At 74.9% G+C, this 16,986-nt stretch carries 19 protein-coding genes and 1 riboswitch; of the genes, 5 read left to right on the top strand and 14 right to left on the bottom strand.

All coding sequences use genetic code 11. From position 1 onward, the window contains the following. Window positions 1–40 precede the first annotated feature (40 nt). A complete protein-coding gene (locus tag AC1Q5D_RS08320; protein WP_481738120.1) occupies window positions 41–985 on the bottom strand; it encodes a DMT family transporter in 945 nt (314 codons plus the stop codon). 72 nt (window positions 986–1,057) lie between these two features. Between AC1Q5D_RS08320 and AC1Q5D_RS08315 the strand changes: the two genes are divergently transcribed. Continuing rightward, entirely contained in the window at window positions 1,058–1,282 is a 225-nt protein-coding gene (locus AC1Q5D_RS08315; protein ID WP_481738119.1) for an RNA-binding S4 domain-containing protein, read from the top strand. 24 nt (window positions 1,283–1,306) lie between these two features. Here the strand turns inward: AC1Q5D_RS08315 and AC1Q5D_RS08310 are convergent, their stop codons facing one another. Then, the gene (locus tag AC1Q5D_RS08310) at window positions 1,307–1,972 is read right to left on the bottom strand and encodes an alpha/beta hydrolase (RefSeq protein WP_481738118.1); all 666 of its coding nucleotides are present in this window, start codon (window positions 1,970–1,972) and stop codon (window positions 1,307–1,309) included. Window positions 1,973–2,048: 76 nt separating this feature from the next. On the opposite strand from AC1Q5D_RS08310, the gene AC1Q5D_RS08305 reads away from it, so the two are divergent. Beyond that, the gene (locus AC1Q5D_RS08305) at window positions 2,049–2,951 is read left to right on the top strand and encodes an SGNH/GDSL hydrolase family protein (RefSeq protein WP_481738117.1); all 903 of its coding nucleotides are present in this window, start codon (window positions 2,049–2,051) and stop codon (window positions 2,949–2,951) included. On the opposite strand, the gene AC1Q5D_RS08300 is transcribed toward AC1Q5D_RS08305, so the two are convergent. Beyond that, window positions 2,948–3,427, bottom strand: a complete 480-nt coding sequence (locus AC1Q5D_RS08300; RefSeq protein ID WP_481738116.1) for a class F sortase — start codon at window positions 3,425–3,427, stop codon at window positions 2,948–2,950. The two genes, AC1Q5D_RS08305 and AC1Q5D_RS08300, sit on opposite strands and share 4 nt — an antisense overlap. 76 nt (window positions 3,428–3,503) lie before the next feature. On the opposite strand from AC1Q5D_RS08300, the gene AC1Q5D_RS08295 reads away from it, so the two are divergent. Continuing rightward, window positions 3,504–3,812: a hypothetical protein gene (locus AC1Q5D_RS08295; RefSeq protein WP_481738115.1), complete on the top strand. Its 309-nt coding sequence runs from the start codon at window positions 3,504–3,506 to the stop codon at window positions 3,810–3,812. On the opposite strand, the gene AC1Q5D_RS08290 is transcribed toward AC1Q5D_RS08295, so the two are convergent. The 3 genes from AC1Q5D_RS08290 to AC1Q5D_RS08280 all read right to left on the bottom strand — a co-directional run bounded on the left by AC1Q5D_RS08290 (window position 3,809) and on the right by AC1Q5D_RS08280 (window position 7,743). Beyond that, window positions 3,809–4,900 (bottom strand): hypothetical protein, encoded by a 1,092-nt coding sequence (locus tag AC1Q5D_RS08290; protein WP_481738114.1) that lies wholly within the window; start codon window positions 4,898–4,900, stop codon window positions 3,809–3,811. The two genes, AC1Q5D_RS08295 and AC1Q5D_RS08290, sit on opposite strands and share 4 nt — an antisense overlap. A 363-nt stretch (window positions 4,901–5,263) precedes the next feature. Next, window positions 5,264–6,403, bottom strand: coding sequence for a homoserine O-acetyltransferase MetX (metX, locus tag AC1Q5D_RS08285; RefSeq protein WP_481738113.1), 1,140 nt, complete (start codon window positions 6,401–6,403; stop codon window positions 5,264–5,266). Beyond that, a complete protein-coding gene (locus AC1Q5D_RS08280) occupies window positions 6,400–7,743 on the bottom strand; it encodes a bifunctional o-acetylhomoserine/o-acetylserine sulfhydrylase (protein WP_481738112.1) in 1,344 nt (447 codons plus the stop codon). The genes metX and AC1Q5D_RS08280 overlap by 4 nt, the downstream gene beginning before the upstream one ends. Window positions 7,744–7,806: 63 nt before the next feature. Then, a riboswitch (SAM riboswitch) is annotated at window positions 7,807–7,922 on the bottom strand. Window positions 7,923–8,088: 166 nt separating this feature from the next. On the opposite strand from AC1Q5D_RS08280, the gene AC1Q5D_RS08275 reads away from it, so the two are divergent. Further along, on the top strand, window positions 8,089–8,736 hold the full coding sequence (locus AC1Q5D_RS08275) for a VOC family protein (protein WP_481738111.1): 648 nt from the start codon (window positions 8,089–8,091) through the stop codon (window positions 8,734–8,736). Between the two features lie 58 nt (window positions 8,737–8,794). Here AC1Q5D_RS08275 and AC1Q5D_RS08270 read toward each other — a convergent pair whose 3' ends face one another. Further along, on the bottom strand, window positions 8,795–9,574 hold the full coding sequence (locus tag AC1Q5D_RS08270; protein WP_481738110.1) for a CPBP family intramembrane glutamic endopeptidase: 780 nt from the start codon (window positions 9,572–9,574) through the stop codon (window positions 8,795–8,797). 31 nt (window positions 9,575–9,605) lie between these two features. Between AC1Q5D_RS08270 and AC1Q5D_RS08265 the strand changes: the two genes are divergently transcribed. Next, window positions 9,606–10,508 (top strand): phosphotransferase, encoded by a 903-nt coding sequence (locus tag AC1Q5D_RS08265; RefSeq protein WP_481738109.1) that lies wholly within the window; start codon window positions 9,606–9,608, stop codon window positions 10,506–10,508. 120 nt (window positions 10,509–10,628) lie between these two features. On the opposite strand, the gene tpx is transcribed toward AC1Q5D_RS08265, so the two are convergent. From tpx to AC1Q5D_RS08230, 7 genes are all read right to left on the bottom strand, one after another. Next, window positions 10,629–11,126: a thiol peroxidase gene (gene tpx, locus AC1Q5D_RS08260; protein WP_481738108.1), complete on the bottom strand. Its 498-nt coding sequence runs from the start codon at window positions 11,124–11,126 to the stop codon at window positions 10,629–10,631. A 65-nt stretch (window positions 11,127–11,191) separates the two neighbouring features. Beyond that, window positions 11,192–12,382 (bottom strand): imidazolonepropionase, encoded by a 1,191-nt coding sequence (gene hutI / locus AC1Q5D_RS08255; protein WP_481738107.1) that lies wholly within the window; start codon window positions 12,380–12,382, stop codon window positions 11,192–11,194. After that, window positions 12,379–13,134, bottom strand: a complete 756-nt coding sequence (locus AC1Q5D_RS08250; protein ID WP_481738106.1) for an IclR family transcriptional regulator — start codon at window positions 13,132–13,134, stop codon at window positions 12,379–12,381. The genes hutI and AC1Q5D_RS08250 overlap by 4 nt, the downstream gene beginning before the upstream one ends. Before the next feature lie 97 nt (window positions 13,135–13,231). Continuing rightward, complete coding sequence (locus AC1Q5D_RS08245; RefSeq protein WP_481738105.1) at window positions 13,232–14,431, bottom strand: glycine C-acetyltransferase; 1,200 nt, start codon at window positions 14,429–14,431, stop codon at window positions 13,232–13,234. Window positions 14,432–14,444: 13 nt separating this feature from the next. Then, window positions 14,445–15,491: an L-threonine 3-dehydrogenase gene (tdh, locus tag AC1Q5D_RS08240; RefSeq protein WP_481738104.1), complete on the bottom strand. Its 1,047-nt coding sequence runs from the start codon at window positions 15,489–15,491 to the stop codon at window positions 14,445–14,447. A 61-nt stretch (window positions 15,492–15,552) separates the two neighbouring features. Next, on the bottom strand, window positions 15,553–16,479 hold the full coding sequence (locus AC1Q5D_RS08235; protein ID WP_481738103.1) for an aminoglycoside phosphotransferase family protein: 927 nt from the start codon (window positions 16,477–16,479) through the stop codon (window positions 15,553–15,555). Window positions 16,480–16,504: 25 nt separating this feature from the next. After that, entirely contained in the window at window positions 16,505–16,894 is a 390-nt protein-coding gene (locus AC1Q5D_RS08230) for a VOC family protein (RefSeq protein ID WP_481738102.1), read from the bottom strand. Window positions 16,895–16,986 lie beyond the last annotated feature (92 nt).

Here is a 16,986-nt window from a genome sequence, read left to right as displayed (position 1 = left end):
GCCTAACGCGGGGCCATGCGGCACGGGGAATCCCGTCCGGTCAGCGGCGCGCGGGCAGGGCGGCCACGGCGACCGCGGCCAGGGTGAGTGCCGTGCCGGCGATCGTGGCGGGGGTGACCACCGTGCCGGGGGCCGGGACCAGCACATCGAGGGCCAGCGAACCGAGCAGCTGCCCGGCCACCATGCACAGTCCGGAGACCAGGACCCCGAGGCCGCGGACGACGACCGCCCCGACCGCGATGAACAGGCAGCCGAAGATCCCGCCGGTGTAGAGCCACCAGTCCCCCGGCGGCGTCCCGGGACGGGCGCCGAGCAGCAGCTGCGCGCCCCAGACCACGGCCAGGACCGCGAAGCCGGCGGCGAAGTTCACCAGCGTCGCCGTGACCGGGGTGCCGTAGTGGGCGGTCTGGGTGCCGTTCATCGCCTGCTGGAACCCCATGAGCAACCCGGCCGTCGCCGGCAGCAGGATCGGGAGCCACTCCGAGCCGCCCTCGCCCAGGCGCGGGGAGACGGCCCAGGCGACAGCGGCGACCATGAGCGCGGCCCCGCCCATGCGGCGGAGGCTCACGGGCCGCCTTCCTCCCGGCCCGAAGCCGACCCGGTCCACGAGCAGCCCGCTCGCGGTCTGGCCCGCCACGATCGCCACCGTGAACAGGGCGACACCGACCAGGGGGACGGCCGCCGCCTGGCCGAAGACCAGGTAGCCGCCGCCGACTCCGGCCAGCAGGTACCAGCGGGGGAAGTCGCGGCGCCGGAGGCTGGCCGCCATCGCGCGCAGGCCGGCGCGGCCCGCGGGCGCCAGGACGCTGAAGGCGGCGAGCAGCGCAAGCCCGCCGCCGAAGCTGATCGTGGCCGCCGCGAGCGGGTCGCCCAGCCGGGATCCGAGGGCCCCGTTGATCCGGCCCTGCGCGGGCATCAGCAGCCCGGCGGAGACGGCGAGCAGGATCGCGGCGGGCGCCGGAAGCCCCGGGGCGGTGCCTGTCACGCGCACCCCTCCCCTCGCCGCCCGGCCCCGCCCGGAGGTGGCAGCGGGGTCGGGATGCGGGAGGATGGGGGCATGAGCGAACCGACACCCGTGCAGATCCGGGACGAATCGATCCGGCTGGGCCAGCTCCTGAAGCTCGCCGGCCTCGCGGAGGACGGCCTGCAGGCCAAGGAGTTCGTGGAGCACGGGCTGGTGACGGTGAACGGGGACATCGAGACCCGGCGCGGCCGCCAGGTGCGGCCCGGGGACACGGTGGAGGTCAACGGCGAGGCGGTCCGGGTCGAGTCACGCGCATAGCCGTCCGCCCCGGGCGGCACGGTCCTACTCGGCGACGCCCGCGCCGTCGCGCAGGACGTGGTGGTCCAGGAACTCGCGCACGTGGCCGAGCTCGGCCTCGTTGATGCTGTGGGGCAGTCCCGCGTAGAGCATCTTCGTCAGGTCGGCGTGCTCCGTGGCCCACTGGAGCGTGTACTCGATCTTGTCCGGCGTGATGACGGTGTCCTCCTGCCCGCGGCCCCAGAACAGGGGGGTCCTGGCGGACTTGACGGCGTCGTCGTCGAAGAACGGGTGCCCGCCGTCGGGCACGGCGAAGCCGGACAGGCCGACGACGGCGGCGATCTCGTCGGGCCGGTGGCGCAGGACGCTGGTCGCGACGGCCATGCCCATGGAGAAGCCGAGCAGGGTCACGGAGCTGTGGCGCTGCTTGACGGTGTCCAGCCACGCCCAGACGTCCCCGGCCGCCTTGACGACCTTCTCGACGGAGAAGTCGGGCTCGTGCATGAGCGGGAACCACGTGAAGCCGGGGCCCAGCGCGTGCGGGGCGCGCACCGAGGCGAGCGTGAACCCGTCGGGCAGCATCGGGGCCAGCCCGATCAGGTCGCGCTCGTGGGACAGGTAGCCGTGGAAAAGCACCAGCAGCGGGGTGCCGTCGCGCTCCTCTTCGGGGCGCGACCAGACGACGGTGGGGTTCCAAGGGGTTTCAGCCATGGTGGCCATTCTTCCAGAGCGGTGCCGTGCGCGCCCGGCCCGTGACCCGCGACGACGTCCCTGCGACACTGTCCGCGTGGGAAACGTCACCTCGGCCTCCTCGCCGGCGTCCGGCCCCGGACCGGTGGGGCCCCCGCCAGAGACGCCGCACCCGTGGCGGCGGTTCGTCGCGCTCGGCGACTCGTTCACCGAGGGCATCGGCGACCCCGATCCCGGCTCCCCCGGCGGCCACCGTGGCTGGGCGGACCGGGTGGCGGAGGAGCTGGGCCGCCAGTCCCCCGGGTTTTCCTACGCCAACCTGGCCATCCGGGGGCGGCTCCTGCAACGGATCGTCGACGAGCAGGTCGGCCCCGCGTTGGAGCTGCGCCCCGACCTGGTCAGCATCTGCGGCGGCGGCAACGACGTCCTGCGTCCCGGCGGCGACCCCGACTCGCTGGCCGTCCTCATGGACGACGCGGTGGGCCGCCTGGCCTCCGGAGGGGCGACGGTCCTGCTGTTCACTGGCCCCGACATCGGGCGCACCCCGGTGCTGGGCGCCCGTCGCGGTCGGGTGGCCGTCTACAACGAGCACCTGCGCATCGTCGCGGCGCGCCACGGCGCCGTCGTCGCCGACCTCTGGGCCCTGCCCGAGCTGCACCAGCCAGCCATGTGGGCGGAGGACCGCCTGCACTTCTCGCCGCTGGGGCACCACACGATCGCCCTCATGGTGCTGGACACCCTCAACGTGCCGCACCGGCTGGAGCCGCTCGAGGTGGCCCCGCCGGAGCCGACAACCTGGCGGCAGGCCCGGCGCGAGGACCTCGTCTGGGCGCGGACCCACCTGGCCCCCTGGGTCATCCGCGGCATCCGCCACCAGTCCACCGGCGACGGCATCACGCCGAAGCGCCCGCTGGCGGAGCCGCTGGAGACCGGTACCGTCGGGGCGGGGCACCCCGACGCGCAGGACGGCGCCGAGGGCCCCGGCCCGGGTGGGGGCTAGCCCGTCCGATCGGCCCAGACGACCCAGTTGCCCAGGTAGTGCCCCGACTGGAACGGGGTGCTGGCATCGCACGTGAACAGCCGCAGCCGGGGCGCGCTGCCTCCCGGGCGCCAGATGCTTCGGGCCAGGGCGCTGTGCTCCACGTCGGTCGCTTCCGCCTTGTCCACCGGCTCCGAGCGCACGACCCTGAAGCGCGCCGTCTCGCCCGAGTCGTAGGACACTTCCACCGTGTCCCCCGCGCGCAACAGGTGCAATTCGTAGAAGTGGTCCGGCACCACGCGCCCCGCCCCGTCGAGCTTGCTCACGTGCGCCGCGACGATGGACGGTCCCGGCGCCCCCGGGACGCGCTCCGCCCACCCCGCCTCGGCATACCAGCCGGCGGCCCCATACGGAGGCACCAGCTCCCCGCGGGGATTCGTCCCCGTCGGCACGAGCGGGGCCGAGAACAGCGTCCGGCCCCCCTGGTGGGCCGTCACGCGCACCGGCTTTCCGCGCGGAACGGCCCAACCGCTCCCCCCGCCGGCCGAGGTCCGGCCCGCAGCGGAGCCCACGGTGGCGGACGCCGACGCCGGGGGACGCGGCGCCGTGGCCGAGGGGGCCGCGGACGACGCCGGGGCGGGCACAGACGACGAGGCGAACCGGCCCGTCGGCGTCGGCCGCCCCGGCGGGGACGCCGTCGATCCAGGCGCCGGGGCGGCGGCCTGGGCCGGTGGTGCCGTCAGGACCGGCGGCACGGCGGACGCCTCGGGGCCGCCCCGCGGCGGACCGCCGAGGACGGCACCGGAGGCCCCCAGCAGGAGGCCGGCCGCCACCAGCACCGCCGTCGCCGGTGTGGCGGAGCGCATCGCACCCGCCCGCTAGTCGTCGGCTCCGGAGCGCCGCGTCCTGGCGGTGTTGGCGACCGCCGCGGCCCCGAGCAGCCCGAGCCCGCCCAGCGTCGCCGCGAGTGTCCACGCGGACGAGGCCGTGCTGGACGCCGACGTCAACTCCCCGCCGTCCGTGTGCACGATGCCGGGGACCGGGAAGCCGCCTGTCGTCCCTCCGCCGGTGGGCCCGCCGCCCGGACCCGCGACGCCACCCACGGGCTGCCCGCTCGGCGAGTCCGATGGCGTGGGGTTGGGGGTCGGGTCGGGGCTGGGCGGAACCGGTTGCGTTCCCCCGGCTGGGCTGGGCGATGGAGACGCGGTGGGCGTGGGCGTGGGCTCCTGCGGCTCCTTGGTCTGCGTCGGCGTGGGCGTCGGCGTCGGCTCCTGCGGCTCCTTGGTCTGCGTCGGCGTCGGCGTCGGCGTGGGCGTCGGCGTCGGCTCCTGCGGCTCCTTGGTCTGCGTCGGCGTCGGCGTCGGCGTGGGCTCCTCCGTCTTCGTCGGCGTCGGCGTCGGCGTCGGCGTGGGCTCCTCCGTCTTCGTCGGCGTCGGCGTCGGCGTGGGCTCCTCGCTCTTCGTCGGCGTCGGCTCCGGCTCCTCGCTCTTCGTCGGCGTCACGCTGGCGCTCCCGGACGGTTCCCCGCCCGTCTCCGTCGGTTCCGGGTCCTCCGTCTCCGGGGGCGCGCTCGACGGCGCGGGCCCCTGGCAGAGGATGACGTGGCTGATCTCCTTGTCATTCGACGCGCCGTACGAATTCCCGGCGACGATGTCGCTGGAGTAGACGGTGTTCTCGCCGTCGCCCGAGCCGGCCTTGACCACGACGCCCAACCAGACGTGGCCGGGGCTGGGGGCGCCGATGGTGTAGCTGGTGGCGCCCGGAGCGAAGCCCTCGACCTTGGTGCAGCTGCCGCCGAAATAGGCCTCCCAGTAGGCGGTGCCGTTCGTCTGGTCGCCGGAGTTGTCGGCGGTCACGCCTGTCGGCGGCGAGGCAGGCACGATGGCCTGCAGGGCATAGGCGGTGGAGCCGCCCACCGCGAGTGTGGCCGCGGCCGTCACGGCGGCGGCGGACCAACGGATGTTCGTCATGATGATCCCCAAGTGATTCGGTTGTGTGCCGAACCGCCGCAATCCCCACGATGCGGCGCCCCAAATTCGGCGGGGCGCCCCCCACGGGCGCCTTGCCGGGAAACCTACCAGCGGGTTGGTCCGTTGCAAGGGGCGAAGGACCATGCGCGTCAAGGCCTCACAGCGGGTGGATTATGTTGCACTGCGGCGGGGAATCCGGGAAGCGTCGAGGGCCGTGATGACGGCCTTTTGGCGGTCAGGGGGACCGCGGGGGCGCCACCAGCGCGCACTGGACTGCACTGTGCGCGCGCAGGCGGCGGGTGGAGGGCGCGCTTGGCCGGGCCCGTCTCCCCAGGGGGCCGGACAGCGCGGAGGGACGGCGCCTCAGGCGAAGATGGTCTCCCGCAGGACGCCGTCCAGCTGCTGGATGTCCGTCAGGAACCCGTCGTGGCCGAGGGGCGAGGAAATGTACTGCACGCCCGGCGCGCCGGGCAGGAGGGAAGCGAGCCGCTCGGACTGCTCCGGCCAGTAGAGCCGGTCGCTGTCGACGGCGGCCACCATGAACTCGACGCCCGCGAGCCCCGCCAGGGCCGCCTCGACGCCGCCCCGCCCGCGGCCGACGTCGTGTCCGACGAGTGCGTCGTTCAGGACGAGGTACGCATTGGCGTCGAACCGCCCCACCAGCTTGTCCGCCTGGTGGTCGAGGTAGCTTTCGATCTGGAACCGCCCGCGGTCCCGCGTGGCCGATCCGTACGGGTCCTCCGCGCCCTGCGCCCGGTTGCCGAACCTCAGGTCCAGCTCGGGCTCGGCGCGGTAGGTGATGTGCGCGATGCGCCGGGCCAGGGCCAGGCCAGCGTCCGGGAATCCGCCGTCCGCGTAGTAGTCCCCGCCCCGGAATCCGGGATCGAGGCGGATGGCCGCGGACTGGGCCTGGCCGAACGCGATTTGCTCCGCGCTGGCCGCGGCCGTCGCCGCGATGACCAGGCAGTGCCTGACCCGCTCCGGGTGGCAGGCCGCCCATTCCAGGGCGCGGGCCCCGCCCATGGAACCGCCGAGCACCGCGTGCCAGGCGCCGATCCCAAGCGCGTCGGCGAGCCGCGCCTCGAGGCGCACGGAGTCGCGGATGGTCGTGAAAGGAAAGCGCGAGCCCCACGGGTTCCCGTTCGGGTCCGGGGACGCGGGTCCGGTGGTGCCGTAGCAGCCGCCGAGCATGGCCGGCGCGACCACGAAGAAGCGCTCGGTGTCGACCGTCAGGCCCGGGCCGACGAACCCGTCCCACCAGCCGGGCTCGTCGCCTTCACCGCGGGCGACGTGGGTGTCGCCGGTGAGGGCGTGCAGCAGCAGGACGGCATTGGAGGCGTCCTCGTTCAGCGTGCCCCAGGTCTCGAACCCGATGTCGACGGCGGGCAGCCGGCCCCCCGTCTCGAAGTCGAACGGCCCGGTGTGCAGGCGCCGCAGGACGCCGTCGGGTGCGGTCCCGACGGCGCCCCGCGTCACCTGCGGAGTGTCCACGTTGGTGCTCACCGCACCGCCTGCGCCGAGGCCGTCGGGTGCGCGCCGGCGGACGCGAAACCGGACTCCAGGTCGGCGATGATGTCGTCGATGTGCTCGATCCCGACGGCCAGGCGGACGAGGCCCGGCTTGACGCCGGCGGCGAGCCGCTCCTCCTCGCTGAGCTGGGCGTGCGTCGTGGACGCCGGGTGGATGGCCAGGGAGCGCACGTCGCCGAGGTTGGCGACGTGGGAGTGCAGCGACAGCCCGTCGATGAAGGCCTGCCCGGCGTCCTTGCCCCCGGCGATCTCGAACGCGACGATCGCGCCGATGCCCTTCGGCCCGTACTTGCGGCCGCGCTCGTACCAGGGGCTCGAGGGCAGGCCGGCGAAGGCCACCGACTCGACCTGGGGGTGGGCCTCGAGGAACTCGGCGACACGCTGGGCGTTGGCGGCGTGGCGCTCCACGCGCAGGCTCAGGGTCTCGAGCCCCTGGGCGATCAGGAAGGCGTTGAGGGGCGCGACGGCGGAGCCCAGGTCGCGGAGCAGCTGCACGCGGGCCTTGAGGATGTACGCGAGGTTGGCCCCGAGGATGCCGTTGGCGCCGAGGTCACGGGCGTAGACGAGCCCGTTGTAGGACTCGTCCGGCGTGTTGAACCCGGGGAACCGCTCGGGGTCGGCCGCGAAGTCGAAGTTGCCGGAGTCCACGATGGCCCCCGCGATGGCCGTGCCGTGGCCCCCGAGGTACTTGGTGGCCGAGTGCACGACGATGTCGGCGCCCCATTCGATCGGCCGGACCAGGTACGGGGTGGCGAGCGTGTTGTCCACGATCAGCGGCAGCCCGGCCGCGTGCGCCACGCCGGCCACGCCCTCGATGTCGAGGACGTCCTGGCGGGGGTTGGAGACGACCTCGCCGAACAGGGCCTTCGTGTTCGGGCGGATCGCCGCCCTCCAGCCCTCGAGGTCGTCGGGGTCGGCGACGAACGTCGTCTCGACGCCGAGCTTGGCCAGCGTGTGCTTGAGCAGGTTCTGCGTGCCGCCGTACAGGCTCGGACTGGCCACGATGTGGTCCCCGGCCTGGGCGAGGTTGAGGATCGCGAACGTCGTCGCCGCCTGGCCCGAGGCCAGCAGCAGGGCCCCGATGCCGCCCTCGAGGTCGGCGATGCGGGTCTCGACGGCCTCCTGCGTGGGGTTGCCGATCCGCGTGTAGATCGGCTCCAGCTCCTGCAGGGCGAACCGGGCGGCCGCGCTCTCCGCGCTGGGGAACACGAACGAGGTGGTCTGGTAGATCGGCAGGGCCCGGGCCCCCGTCGCCGGGTCGGGCGCCTGGCCGGCGTGGATCTGGCGGGTCTCGAAGTTCCAGTTCTGGGACATGGTCTCCCCTTCTCGTCGGGGCCGCCTCCACGCCACGCACGCCAGCGGCCTGCGTGCGGGATCGACCCGCGCTTGTCCGTTGCCTTGTGGCAACGGACCTGGTCCTCACCCGGGGCACCCCACCGCGAGTGGAGGGTTGCCGGCCAGCAAACCGGGGTTTGACGCTGGCGCTCATGACCGTCCCCCAAGTCTCCGGCACCCGGGGCCGCCGCGGCAAGCCGCCCCGTCGCAATGTGACGCACCGCCCTCCGGGCCCTACACCGTCGGGTCCGCGATCGCCGCATTGTTGCGCCGGTTAGGCCACCCTAAGTCGAGACGCACTTCACAAGGTGACATCATGAATCCATGAGGTTGGACCATGTTTCTTACGCCTGCGGACCCGACGGACTGACGGCCACGGCCGAGCGGGTCGCCAAGACCCTGGGGCTCGAGTCCGTCAAGGGCGGGGTCCACCCGCGCTTCGGGACCCGGAACGTCATCTTTCCGTTGAAGAACCGCCAGTACCTGGAGGTGGTGGAGGTCCTCGACCACCCGGCCAGCGACAAGGCGCCGTTCGGCCAGGCCGTGCGCGCCCGCTCGGAGATGGGCGGGGGCTGGATGGGCTGGTGCGTCGCCGTGGACGACCTCGCCCCGTTCGAGGAGCGGCTGGGCCGCAAGTCGGTGCCCGGCAACCGCAAGTTCCCCGACGGGCAGGAGCTCACCTGGCAGCAGATCGGCATCAAGGGCCTCATCGCGGACCCGCAGGTGCCCTACATGCTCCGCTGGGACGAGGGCACCGAGGCCCTGCACCCCTCCAACGCCATCCCGGACCCGCAGGGCCGGATCTCGAAGGTGTGCATCGCCGGCTCCCGCGACCGGGTCCGCGAGTGGCTGGGCCAGCCGGACCGCTCCCCCGTCGGCGACGACGTCGAGGTCGAATGGCAGGCACCCAACGGCATCCCGGGCATCCTCTCCGTGACGTTCGAGACCCCCACGGGCCCCATCACGCTGTAGCCCCAGGCCGCGCAGTGCTCGACGGCGGTCCCGCGGTGCGGGGCCGCCGTCGCCGCGTCTAGGCCCCGATGCCGATGGCCGCCCCGAAGAGGGCGTACCCGACGAACCCGGCCGCGTCGAGCAGCGCGTGGGCGACGACCAGGGGCATGACGCGGCCCGTGCGCACGTGGAACCACGCGAACACGACGCCCATCGCGACGTTGCCCAGGAACGGGCCGAAGCCCTGGTAGACGTGGTAGGAGCCGCGCAGCAGCGCGCTCGCCGCGATGAACGCGCCGGTGCCCCACCCGAGCGCGGCCAGCCGGTCGCGCAGGAAGCCGACGACGATGGTCTCCTCGAGGATCCCGTGGCGGACCGCCGAGAGCAGCAGGACGGGAACCGTCCACCAATAGGGGTCCAGTGCCGCGGGCACGATCGCCGTCGTCACACCCGCCGCCCGGCCCGCCGCGTACACGCCGAGCGTGCCCACGCCGATCACGGCGAAGAGCAGCAGCCCCCAGGCCGCGTCCCGGCCCGGCCGGCGCAGGTCGAAGCCCATGGCGCGGAACCCGTTGCGGCCGCCCAGGGCGAACAGCAGGAAGACCAGGGCCACGGGCGCGAGGTCGAACGCGATGTCGAGCAACTGGTACGTCAGGTCGAAGTAGCGGCGGTCGCTCAGCGGCGGGTTCATCGTCGTCGTCTGCCCGCCGAGGGGACCGCGCGTCAGCTTGTCCGCGAGCTCCACGACGGCGTAGGCGGCCGACTGGCCCAGGGACAGCGCGAGGACGATGCCGAGTTCGAGCCACGGGACGCGGCGGCTCCCCGGCAGGGCGGTGCGGGCGTCCGGCTCTGGCTGCATGCTCCGATCCTAGGTGCGGAACAATGGCGCCATGACCCGACCGCCGCTGCCCGCCGAGATCGGCCTCGCCGGACGGCTCCGGCCGGGCCCGGACTGGGCCGGCGGCGTGGTCGAGGAGGGTGGCCGCGAACACATGGTGCTCGTGGCGCGCGGCCAGGCGGTGCTGCGCATGGCGCGGACGCCGGCGGCGGCCGCCGACCTGGCCCGGCGCACGGCCCTGGCGGACGCGCTGGCCCCGCTGCTGTCGGCGCGGGTGCCGCGCTCCCTCTCGCCGGTCTGGAGCGGGGACGACGGCGGGGTCCAGACCGCGGGGGCCTCGGGCACCGTCGGTCCGGACGGTACCCCGGGCGTGCGCGCCGCCGTCGTGCTCGAGTACCTGCCTGGCGCCGCGCACCCGCCGCACCGCGGGGAGGCCGCGACCCTGCGCGCCGTGCTCGCGGACCTGGCCCGCGTCGACACGGCCCCGCTGCGCCACCTGCTGGCGCCCCCGTTCGCCTACCGGGGCCCCTGGACTCCGCTGCGCGAGGCGGAGACGCTCGCGGCCCTGCCGCCCGGGCTGCGCGCGGCGGCGGAAACGGTGTTCGCGCGCCTGCCCGGGTTCGCCGGCGTGCCGCCCGGCCTCGTCCACGGCGACCTGGCGGGCCACAACATGCACTGGGACGCCGGCCGCCTCGTCGGGATCCTGGACTGGGACCTCTCCGCGGCGTGGGACCCGGCGGTGAACGCCGCGCACCTGGCGCTGTGGCACGGCCGCGACCTGCTGCCGCTCATCGCCGCGGACGCCGCGGCCGCACGCCGGGCCCGGGTGTGGATCGGGGCGTTCACCCTGGAGGCCGTGCACGACGCCTCGCGCCGCACGGACGCGCCCCGGCTTGACCGGCTGTTCCGCAAGGCCGGGCCCCGGCTGCTGGACGCCGCTGCGGCGGCCCGCTGATCGGTGGGCCGCATCAGGGGGCCCCGGATTCTCAGCGAAGTCACCCGTTCGGCGCAATGTCACCCGTTGCTACGGGTGACATTGCGCCGAAGGGGTGATGTCGAAGGGCGGTGCCGGTCCCTAGTTGAGGGCGGCCAGCGCGGCGTCGTAGTCCGGCTCGGTGCCGATCTCCGGGACCAGCTGCGAATGCAGCACGGTGCCATCGGAGTCCAGGACGACGACGGCGCGGGCCAGCAGGCCGCGCAGCGGGCCCTCGGCCTGCTCGACGCCGAAGTCCTCGCCGAAGCCGGAGCGGAACGCGGAGGCCGCCGTGACGTTCTCGATGCCCTCGGCGCCGCAGAAGCGGCCCAGCGCGAACGGCAGGTCGGCCGAGGCGCACACGACCGCGGTGTTCTCCAGGCCCGCGGCCAGCTCGTTGAAGCGGCGGACGCTGGCCGCGCACACGCCGGTGTCGACGCTCGGGAAGATGTTCAGGACGACGCGGCGCCCGGACAGGTCGGTGCTGGACACGTCGCCCAGGTCCGTGCCGGTCAGGGTGAACTCGGGGGCGGCGGCGCCGACGGCCGGCAGCTCCCCGGTCGTCTGGATGGGGGTTCCTTTGAATGCGGTGGTTGCCATGTCCCCATTCCTACCACGCGGCCGCGCGAGCACCGGATTGTGACCGCCCGCGGGCCGCGCTGCGGCTACGCGGTCCTGCGGCCGGCCTTGTACACGGAGTGCACCATCGGCATCCCGGGCCGGTAGGCCAGGTGCGCGGCCGAGGGCGCGGCCAGCAGCTGCAGGTCGGCGCGCTTGCCGACCTCGAGCGAGCCCGTCTCCCCCGCGAGGCCCAGCGAGACCGCGGCCGTGTGGGTGGCCGCGCGCAGGGCCTCGGCGATGTTCAGGCGCATCTGGAGCACGGCCGTGGCGACGCAGAACGCCATCGAGGAGGTGTAGCTGGAGCCGGGGTTGCAGTTGGAGGCGATGGCCACCGGGACGCCGGCGTCCAGCAGGTCGCGGGCGGGGGCGAGGGGCTGGCGCGTGGAGAGGTCGCAGGCGGGCAGGACGGTCGCGACGGTCCCGGGGGTGCCGGTGCGGGACGCCCCGTCCCAGCCGGACCACGTCCCGGCCAGCGCCTCGACGTCGCCGGGGGCCAGGTGGTTGACGTGGTCCACGGAGGCGGCGCCGTACTCCGCGGCGAGCCGGACCCCGGGGCCGGGCCCGAGCTGGTTGCCGTGCACGCGCAGGCCCAGGCCGGCGGCGCGGCAGGCGTCCAGGACGCGCCGGGACTGCGCCTCGGTGAAGGCGCCCTCCTCGCAGAACACGTCCGCGAACGCCGCGTGGCCGCGCACGGCCTCCAGCATCCCGCCGCAGACCAGGTCGGTGTACGCGTCGGCGTCCCAGCCGGCGGGCACGACGTGGGCCCCGAGGTAGGTCACGACGTCGACGGCCCCGGCGGCGAGGCGCGCGTGCCGGGCCTCCTCCGCGGTGTCCAGGCCGTAGCCGGTCTTCGTTTCCAGCGTGGTGGTGCCGCCCGCCGCGGCCTCGGCGACGCGCCCGGCGAGCAGCCGGGCGAGCTCGGCGTCCGGGGTGGCGCGCGTGGCGTCGGTGGTGGTGCGGATTCCGCCGGCCGCGTACGGCTGGCCGGCCATGCGGGCCTCGAACTCGCCGCACCGGTCCCCGGCGAAGACGAGGTGGGTGTGGGAGTCGACCCAGCCGGGCAGGGCGGTCAGGCCCTCCGCGTCGACGGCCTCGTCGGCGGCCGGGGCGGCGGCGGCGGGGCCGATCCACGCGATGCGCCCGTCCTCGACGACCAGCGCGGCGTCGGTCAGGACCGTGTCCCCGGCGTCGATGGTGCGCAGCTCGGCGAGGCGGGTGAACAGGGTGGCGGTCATGGCAACTCCGGGTGGTTGGTGGACGGGGCGTGCGGCAGGGCGGTGGATGGGGCGGTGGGCGGCGGGCGGGGCGCGGCCGCGCGCGTGGCGTCCGCACCCCCGGCGGCGAGCAGGCCGCGGGCCTCGGCGGCCACGAGCCCCCCGATGCGGCGGACGCCCGCGGCGTCCAGCCGGTAGCTGGGGGCGACGACGGACAGCGCGGCGACGGTGCGGCCGGCGGCGCCGGCTCCGGTGCGCACGGGCGCGGCGATCGCCGTGACGTCCGGCTCGAGCCCCCGGTCGACGACGACGTAGCCCGCGTCGGGCACCTCCCCGGCGAGGGCCGCGCCGGCGGCGGTGCCCTCCAGCGGGATGGCGCGCCCGACCCAGGACGTGTGCCGGACGGAGTGGGTCCCCTCGGCGACGGCGAGGTAGACGCCGTGGCCGGGCGGCCCGCCGGGCACGCTCAGGTACGCCGACTCCGCGGTCGCGGCGACGAGCCGGTCCAGGGGCCCCCGGGCCAGGGCGACGAGCGAGTCGTGTCCGAGCGCCTGGGCGCCGAGCTGGACCAGGCGGAGCCCCGGGCGCCAGGCGCCGCCGTCGTCCTTGCGCACGAAGCCGCTGGACTCGAGGGTGCGCAAGAGGCGCAGGGCGGTGGACGCCGAGAGCCCGGTCCCGCGGGCCGCCTCGGCGAGGCCGACGCTTCCGGCGTCGCACACGGCGCCGAGCAGCTGCAGCGCGCGGTCCACCGTGCGGGTCGGCGTCTCGGCCACGGGGCCTCCTGGGGTCGGCGGGGCGCCGCGCAGGGCACCCGGGTTTCATCCTTTGAAACCCGGATGCCATCCTATGGGAATGCGCCGCGCGCTGCCACTATCGGGCCGCGACGAACGCGCCGACGCACGCCTCGATGTCCTCCTTGGTGTGGGCGGCGGAGAGCTGGACCCGGATCCGCGCCTGCCCGCGCGGCACGACGGGGTAGCTGAACGCGGTGACGTAGACGCCCTCCGCGAGCATGCGGTCCGCGATCCGCGCCGCCTCCGCGGCGTCGCCGAACATCACCGGCACGATCGCGTGCTCGCCGTCGAGCAGCTCGAACCCCTCCTCGGCCATCCGCCGGCGGAAGTGCGCGGCGTTGGCGAACAGCCGCCCGCGCAGCTCGCCCGACCCGGCCACGAGGTCCAGGGCGGCGAGCGCCGCGGCGACGATGGGCGGGGCCACCGAGTTGGAGAAGAGGTAGGGCCGGGCCCGCTGGCGCAGCACGCCGACGATCTCGGCCCGGCCGGACACGTAGCCGCCCGACGCCCCGCCGAGGGCCTTGCCGAGCGTGCCCGTGTACACGTCCACCCGGTCCGCCACGCCCGCGTGCTCGGGGGTCCCGGCGCCCGTGGGGCCCATGAAGCCCACGGCGTGGGAGTCGTCGACCATCACCAGGGCGCCGAACTCCTCGGCCAGCGCGCAGATCCCCTCCAGCGGGGCGAGGTAGCCGTCCATGGAGAAGACGCCGTCCGTCACGACCACGCTCCGGCGGGGGCCGGCGCCGTCGTTCATTCCGCGGGCCTCCCGGAGGCGCTCCCGCAGGTCGTCGAGGTCCCGGTTCGCGTACCGGAACCGGCGGGCCTTGGACAGCCGGATGCCGTCGATGATCGAGGCGTGGTTCAGGGCGTCGGAGACGATGGCGTCCCGCTCGTCGAACAGGGCCTCGAAGACGCCGCCGTTGGCGTCGAAGCAGCTCGAGAACAGGATCGTGTCCTCGGTGCCGAGGAACCGCGAGAGCCTGGACTCGAGGTCCAGGTGCGCGTCCTGGGTGCCGCAGATGAAGCGCACCGAGGCCATGCCGAAGCCACGCTCGTCCAGGGCCCGCTTGGCCGCGGCGACGAGGTCGGGGTGGTCGGCGAGGCCCAGGTAGTTGTTGGCGCAGAAGTTCAGGACGGGACGGGCCGGGGCGCCGACGGCGCCGGCGGCGATGCGCCGGGACTGGGGCGAGTCGATGTGGCGCTCGCGCTTGAGCAGCCCGGCCTCGGCGATGCCGGCGAGCTCCGCCGCGAGGTCGTCCCTCAGGGTCGTGTACATGTTCGGATTCCTCCTAGAAGACGGTCCAGTCCAGGACGACCTTGCCCCCGTGGCCGGAACGGGCCGCGTCGAACCCGGCCCTCCACTCGGTCGCCGGCAGGCGGTCGGTGACGACGGAGGCGACGCGGCGGCGCAGCACCCCGTCCGTCTCGAGCATGGCGCTCATCGCGTACCAGGTCTCGAACATCTCCCGGCCGTAGATGCCCTGCAGGGTGAGCATGTGGGTGACGACCTTCCCCCAGTCGATGTCGATCCCGCCGGCGGGGAGGCCCAGCAGGGCGATCTTGCCGCCGTGGTTCATGTTCTCGATCATCTCCGGCAGCGCGCCGGCGTGCCCGGACATCTCGAGCCCGACGTCGAACCCCTCCACGAGGCCCAGGTCCCGCTGGGCCTGCGCGATACTCTGCGCGGAGACGTCGATGGCGAGGTCGGCGCCCATGGCGCGGGCCATGGCCAGGCGGGGCGCCGAGACGTCCGTGACGACGATCTTGCGGGCCCCGGCGTGGCGGGCGACGGCGGCGGCCATCAGGCCGATCGGCCCCGCACCGGTGATCAGCACGTCCTCGCCCACCAGCCCGAACGCCAGGGCCGTGTGGACGGCGTTGCCGAACGGGTCGAACAGGGCGCCGAGCTCCGGGGCCACCGCGTCGCCCTGGTGGACCCAGACGTTCGCCTCGGGGATGACCACGTACTCCGCGAACGCCCCGTCCCGCTGGACGCCGACCGAGACCGTGTGGATGCACATCTGGCGGCGCCCGGCCCGGCAGTTGCGGCACATCCCGCACACCACGTGCCCCTCGCCCGAGACCCGGTCCCCGGCCTTCACGTGCGTGGCCAGGTACCCCGTCTCCACGACCTCGCCGTAGAACTCGTGGCCGGGCACGAGCGGCGTGGAGAGCATGGCCGCGGCGGCCCGGTCGTAGGCCTCGATGTGCAGGTCGGTGCCGCAGATGCCGGTGGACAGGACGCGGATCTTCACGTCGTGGGCCCCGGGCACCGGTTCGGGCCGGTCGACCAGCTCGAGCCCCGGGTGCGGCCCCGGCTTGTAGAGGGCTTTCATGCGGCCCAGTCTGCACCGCCGCCCGGCGCGGCAACAGGCCCGGGGCCGGCGGGCGGCCCGCCTACCCCGCCTCGGCGACGCGCCGCAGCGCGTGGACGCCGACGGTGTGGAGCGGCTCGGACGCCCCGTGCAGGGCCAGGACCAGCCCCAGGTGCAGCGCCCAGCCGCGGGCCCTGGACCAGACGGCGGGGTCGTGGCCGACGGCGGGCCGCTCCCCCTCGAGCCCGTCGTGGAACGCCGCGTGGCCGGCGGGCGTGAAGTGCAGCCAGGCCGCGGCCAGGTCGGTGGCCGGGTCCCCGCAGGCCAGGTCCCCGAAGTCGCCGACGGCGGCGAGCGTGCCGTCCGGGGCCACGACGCAGTTGTGCGGGTGCAGGTCGCCGTGGATCCAGAGCCGTGGACCGGGGTGGGCGGGGGCGCCGAGGGCGTCCTCCCACACGCGCCGGAGCACGTCGGCCGGCGGGGCGGCCTCGGCGGCGTGCTCCGCCCGGTGGGCGTCCCACCCGGACAGGCGCTGCCGGAACGCCTCGTCGCGCCCGGCCAGGGGCCCGCCGCGGACGGGGTTGCGTGGCGCGTCGCCCGGCGCGGGGACGTGCAGGGCGCGCAGGAACGCCGCGAGGCGCGGGGCGTAGGCGTCCCGGTCCGCCGGCTCCCTGGTGGCGGCGCTGGCGCCGTCGAACCAGGGGACGACGGACCAGTGGTACGGGTACCCGGCCCCGGGACGGCCCCGCCGGACGGGGACCGGGACGGGCACGGGCAGGCGGGGCGCGAGGAACGGCAGCCAGCGCTGCTCGGCCAGCAGCAGCCGGTGCGCGGCCTCGCGCCGCGGCAGGCGCACGGCGAGCCCGTCGCCGAGGCGGTAGACGGCGTTGTCCCACCCGTTGGCCGCCCGCCCGAGCGGCAGTCCCGCGAGGTCGGGGTGCTGGTCGGCGAGCAGGCGGCGGACCAGGTCCCCGGTGATGTCGACGTCGGCCGCGGGTACCGGGTTCATGCCGGACAGCGTACCGGCGCCGGCCCTAGGAGCCCATGGCTGCGATCTGGATGAGGTTGCCGCAGGTGTCGTCGAGGACCGCGGTCGTGACCGGCCCCATCTCGGTGGGCGGCTGGGTGAAGGCGACGCCGAGCGCGGAGAGCCGCTCGTATTCGGCCTGCACGTCGTCGACCGCGAAGGACGTGAACGGGATGCCGTCCGCGACGAGGGCCTCCTTGAACGGCCCGGCGGCCGGGTGCCCGGACGGCTCCAGGAGGAGCTCCACGCCGTCCGGCTCCTCCGGGGAGACGACCGTGAGCCAGCGGTCCGGCCCCATCGGGACGTCCTCCTTCTTCACGAAGCCGAGCTTCTCGGTGTAGAAGGCCAGGGCCTTGGCCTGGTCGTCGACCAGGACGCTGACGAGGTTGATTCTCATGGTGCTCCTTCGGGTTCGGGCGGCGGGCCCGGCGCCCGAACCCCGGAGGGGCGGGCGGCCGGGCCCGCCGTCGGCGGTGTTCCCGGTGGCGG

This window comes from Arthrobacter paludis (assembly GCF_056782315.1).
Note: the sequence above shows the minus strand (reverse complement) of the source record. Positions and strands in the feature narration are given on the sequence as shown.

Excerpts from the sequence above, each read along its gene's own strand:
- AC1Q5D_RS08315 (WP_481738119.1), top strand. The coding sequence starts at position 1,058 with ATGAGCGAACCGACACCCGTGCAGATCCGGGACGAATCGATCCGGCTG.
- AC1Q5D_RS08310 (WP_481738118.1), bottom strand. The coding sequence starts at position 1,972 with ATGGCTGAAACCCCTTGGAACCCCACCGTCGTCTGGTCGCGCCCCGAA.
- AC1Q5D_RS08290 (WP_481738114.1), bottom strand. The coding sequence starts at position 4,900 with ATGACGAACATCCGTTGGTCCGCCGCCGCCGTGACGGCCGCGGCCACA.
- AC1Q5D_RS08280 (WP_481738112.1), bottom strand. The coding sequence starts at position 7,743 with ATGTCCCAGAACTGGAACTTCGAGACCCGCCAGATCCACGCCGGCCAG.
- AC1Q5D_RS08275 (WP_481738111.1), top strand. The coding sequence starts at position 8,089 with ATGAGGTTGGACCATGTTTCTTACGCCTGCGGACCCGACGGACTGACG.
- AC1Q5D_RS08270 (WP_481738110.1), bottom strand. The coding sequence starts at position 9,574 with ATGCAGCCAGAGCCGGACGCCCGCACCGCCCTGCCGGGGAGCCGCCGC.
- AC1Q5D_RS08265 (WP_481738109.1), top strand. The coding sequence starts at position 9,606 with ATGACCCGACCGCCGCTGCCCGCCGAGATCGGCCTCGCCGGACGGCTC.
- tpx (WP_481738108.1), bottom strand. The coding sequence starts at position 11,126 with ATGGCAACCACCGCATTCAAAGGAACCCCCATCCAGACGACCGGGGAG.
- hutI (WP_481738107.1), bottom strand. The coding sequence starts at position 12,382 with ATGACCGCCACCCTGTTCACCCGCCTCGCCGAGCTGCGCACCATCGAC.
- AC1Q5D_RS08245 (WP_481738105.1), bottom strand. The coding sequence starts at position 14,431 with ATGTACACGACCCTGAGGGACGACCTCGCGGCGGAGCTCGCCGGCATC.
- tdh (WP_481738104.1), bottom strand. The coding sequence starts at position 15,491 with ATGAAAGCCCTCTACAAGCCGGGGCCGCACCCGGGGCTCGAGCTGGTC.
- AC1Q5D_RS08235 (WP_481738103.1), bottom strand. The coding sequence starts at position 16,479 with ATGAACCCGGTACCCGCGGCCGACGTCGACATCACCGGGGACCTGGTC.
- AC1Q5D_RS08230 (WP_481738102.1), bottom strand. The coding sequence starts at position 16,894 with ATGAGAATCAACCTCGTCAGCGTCCTGGTCGACGACCAGGCCAAGGCC.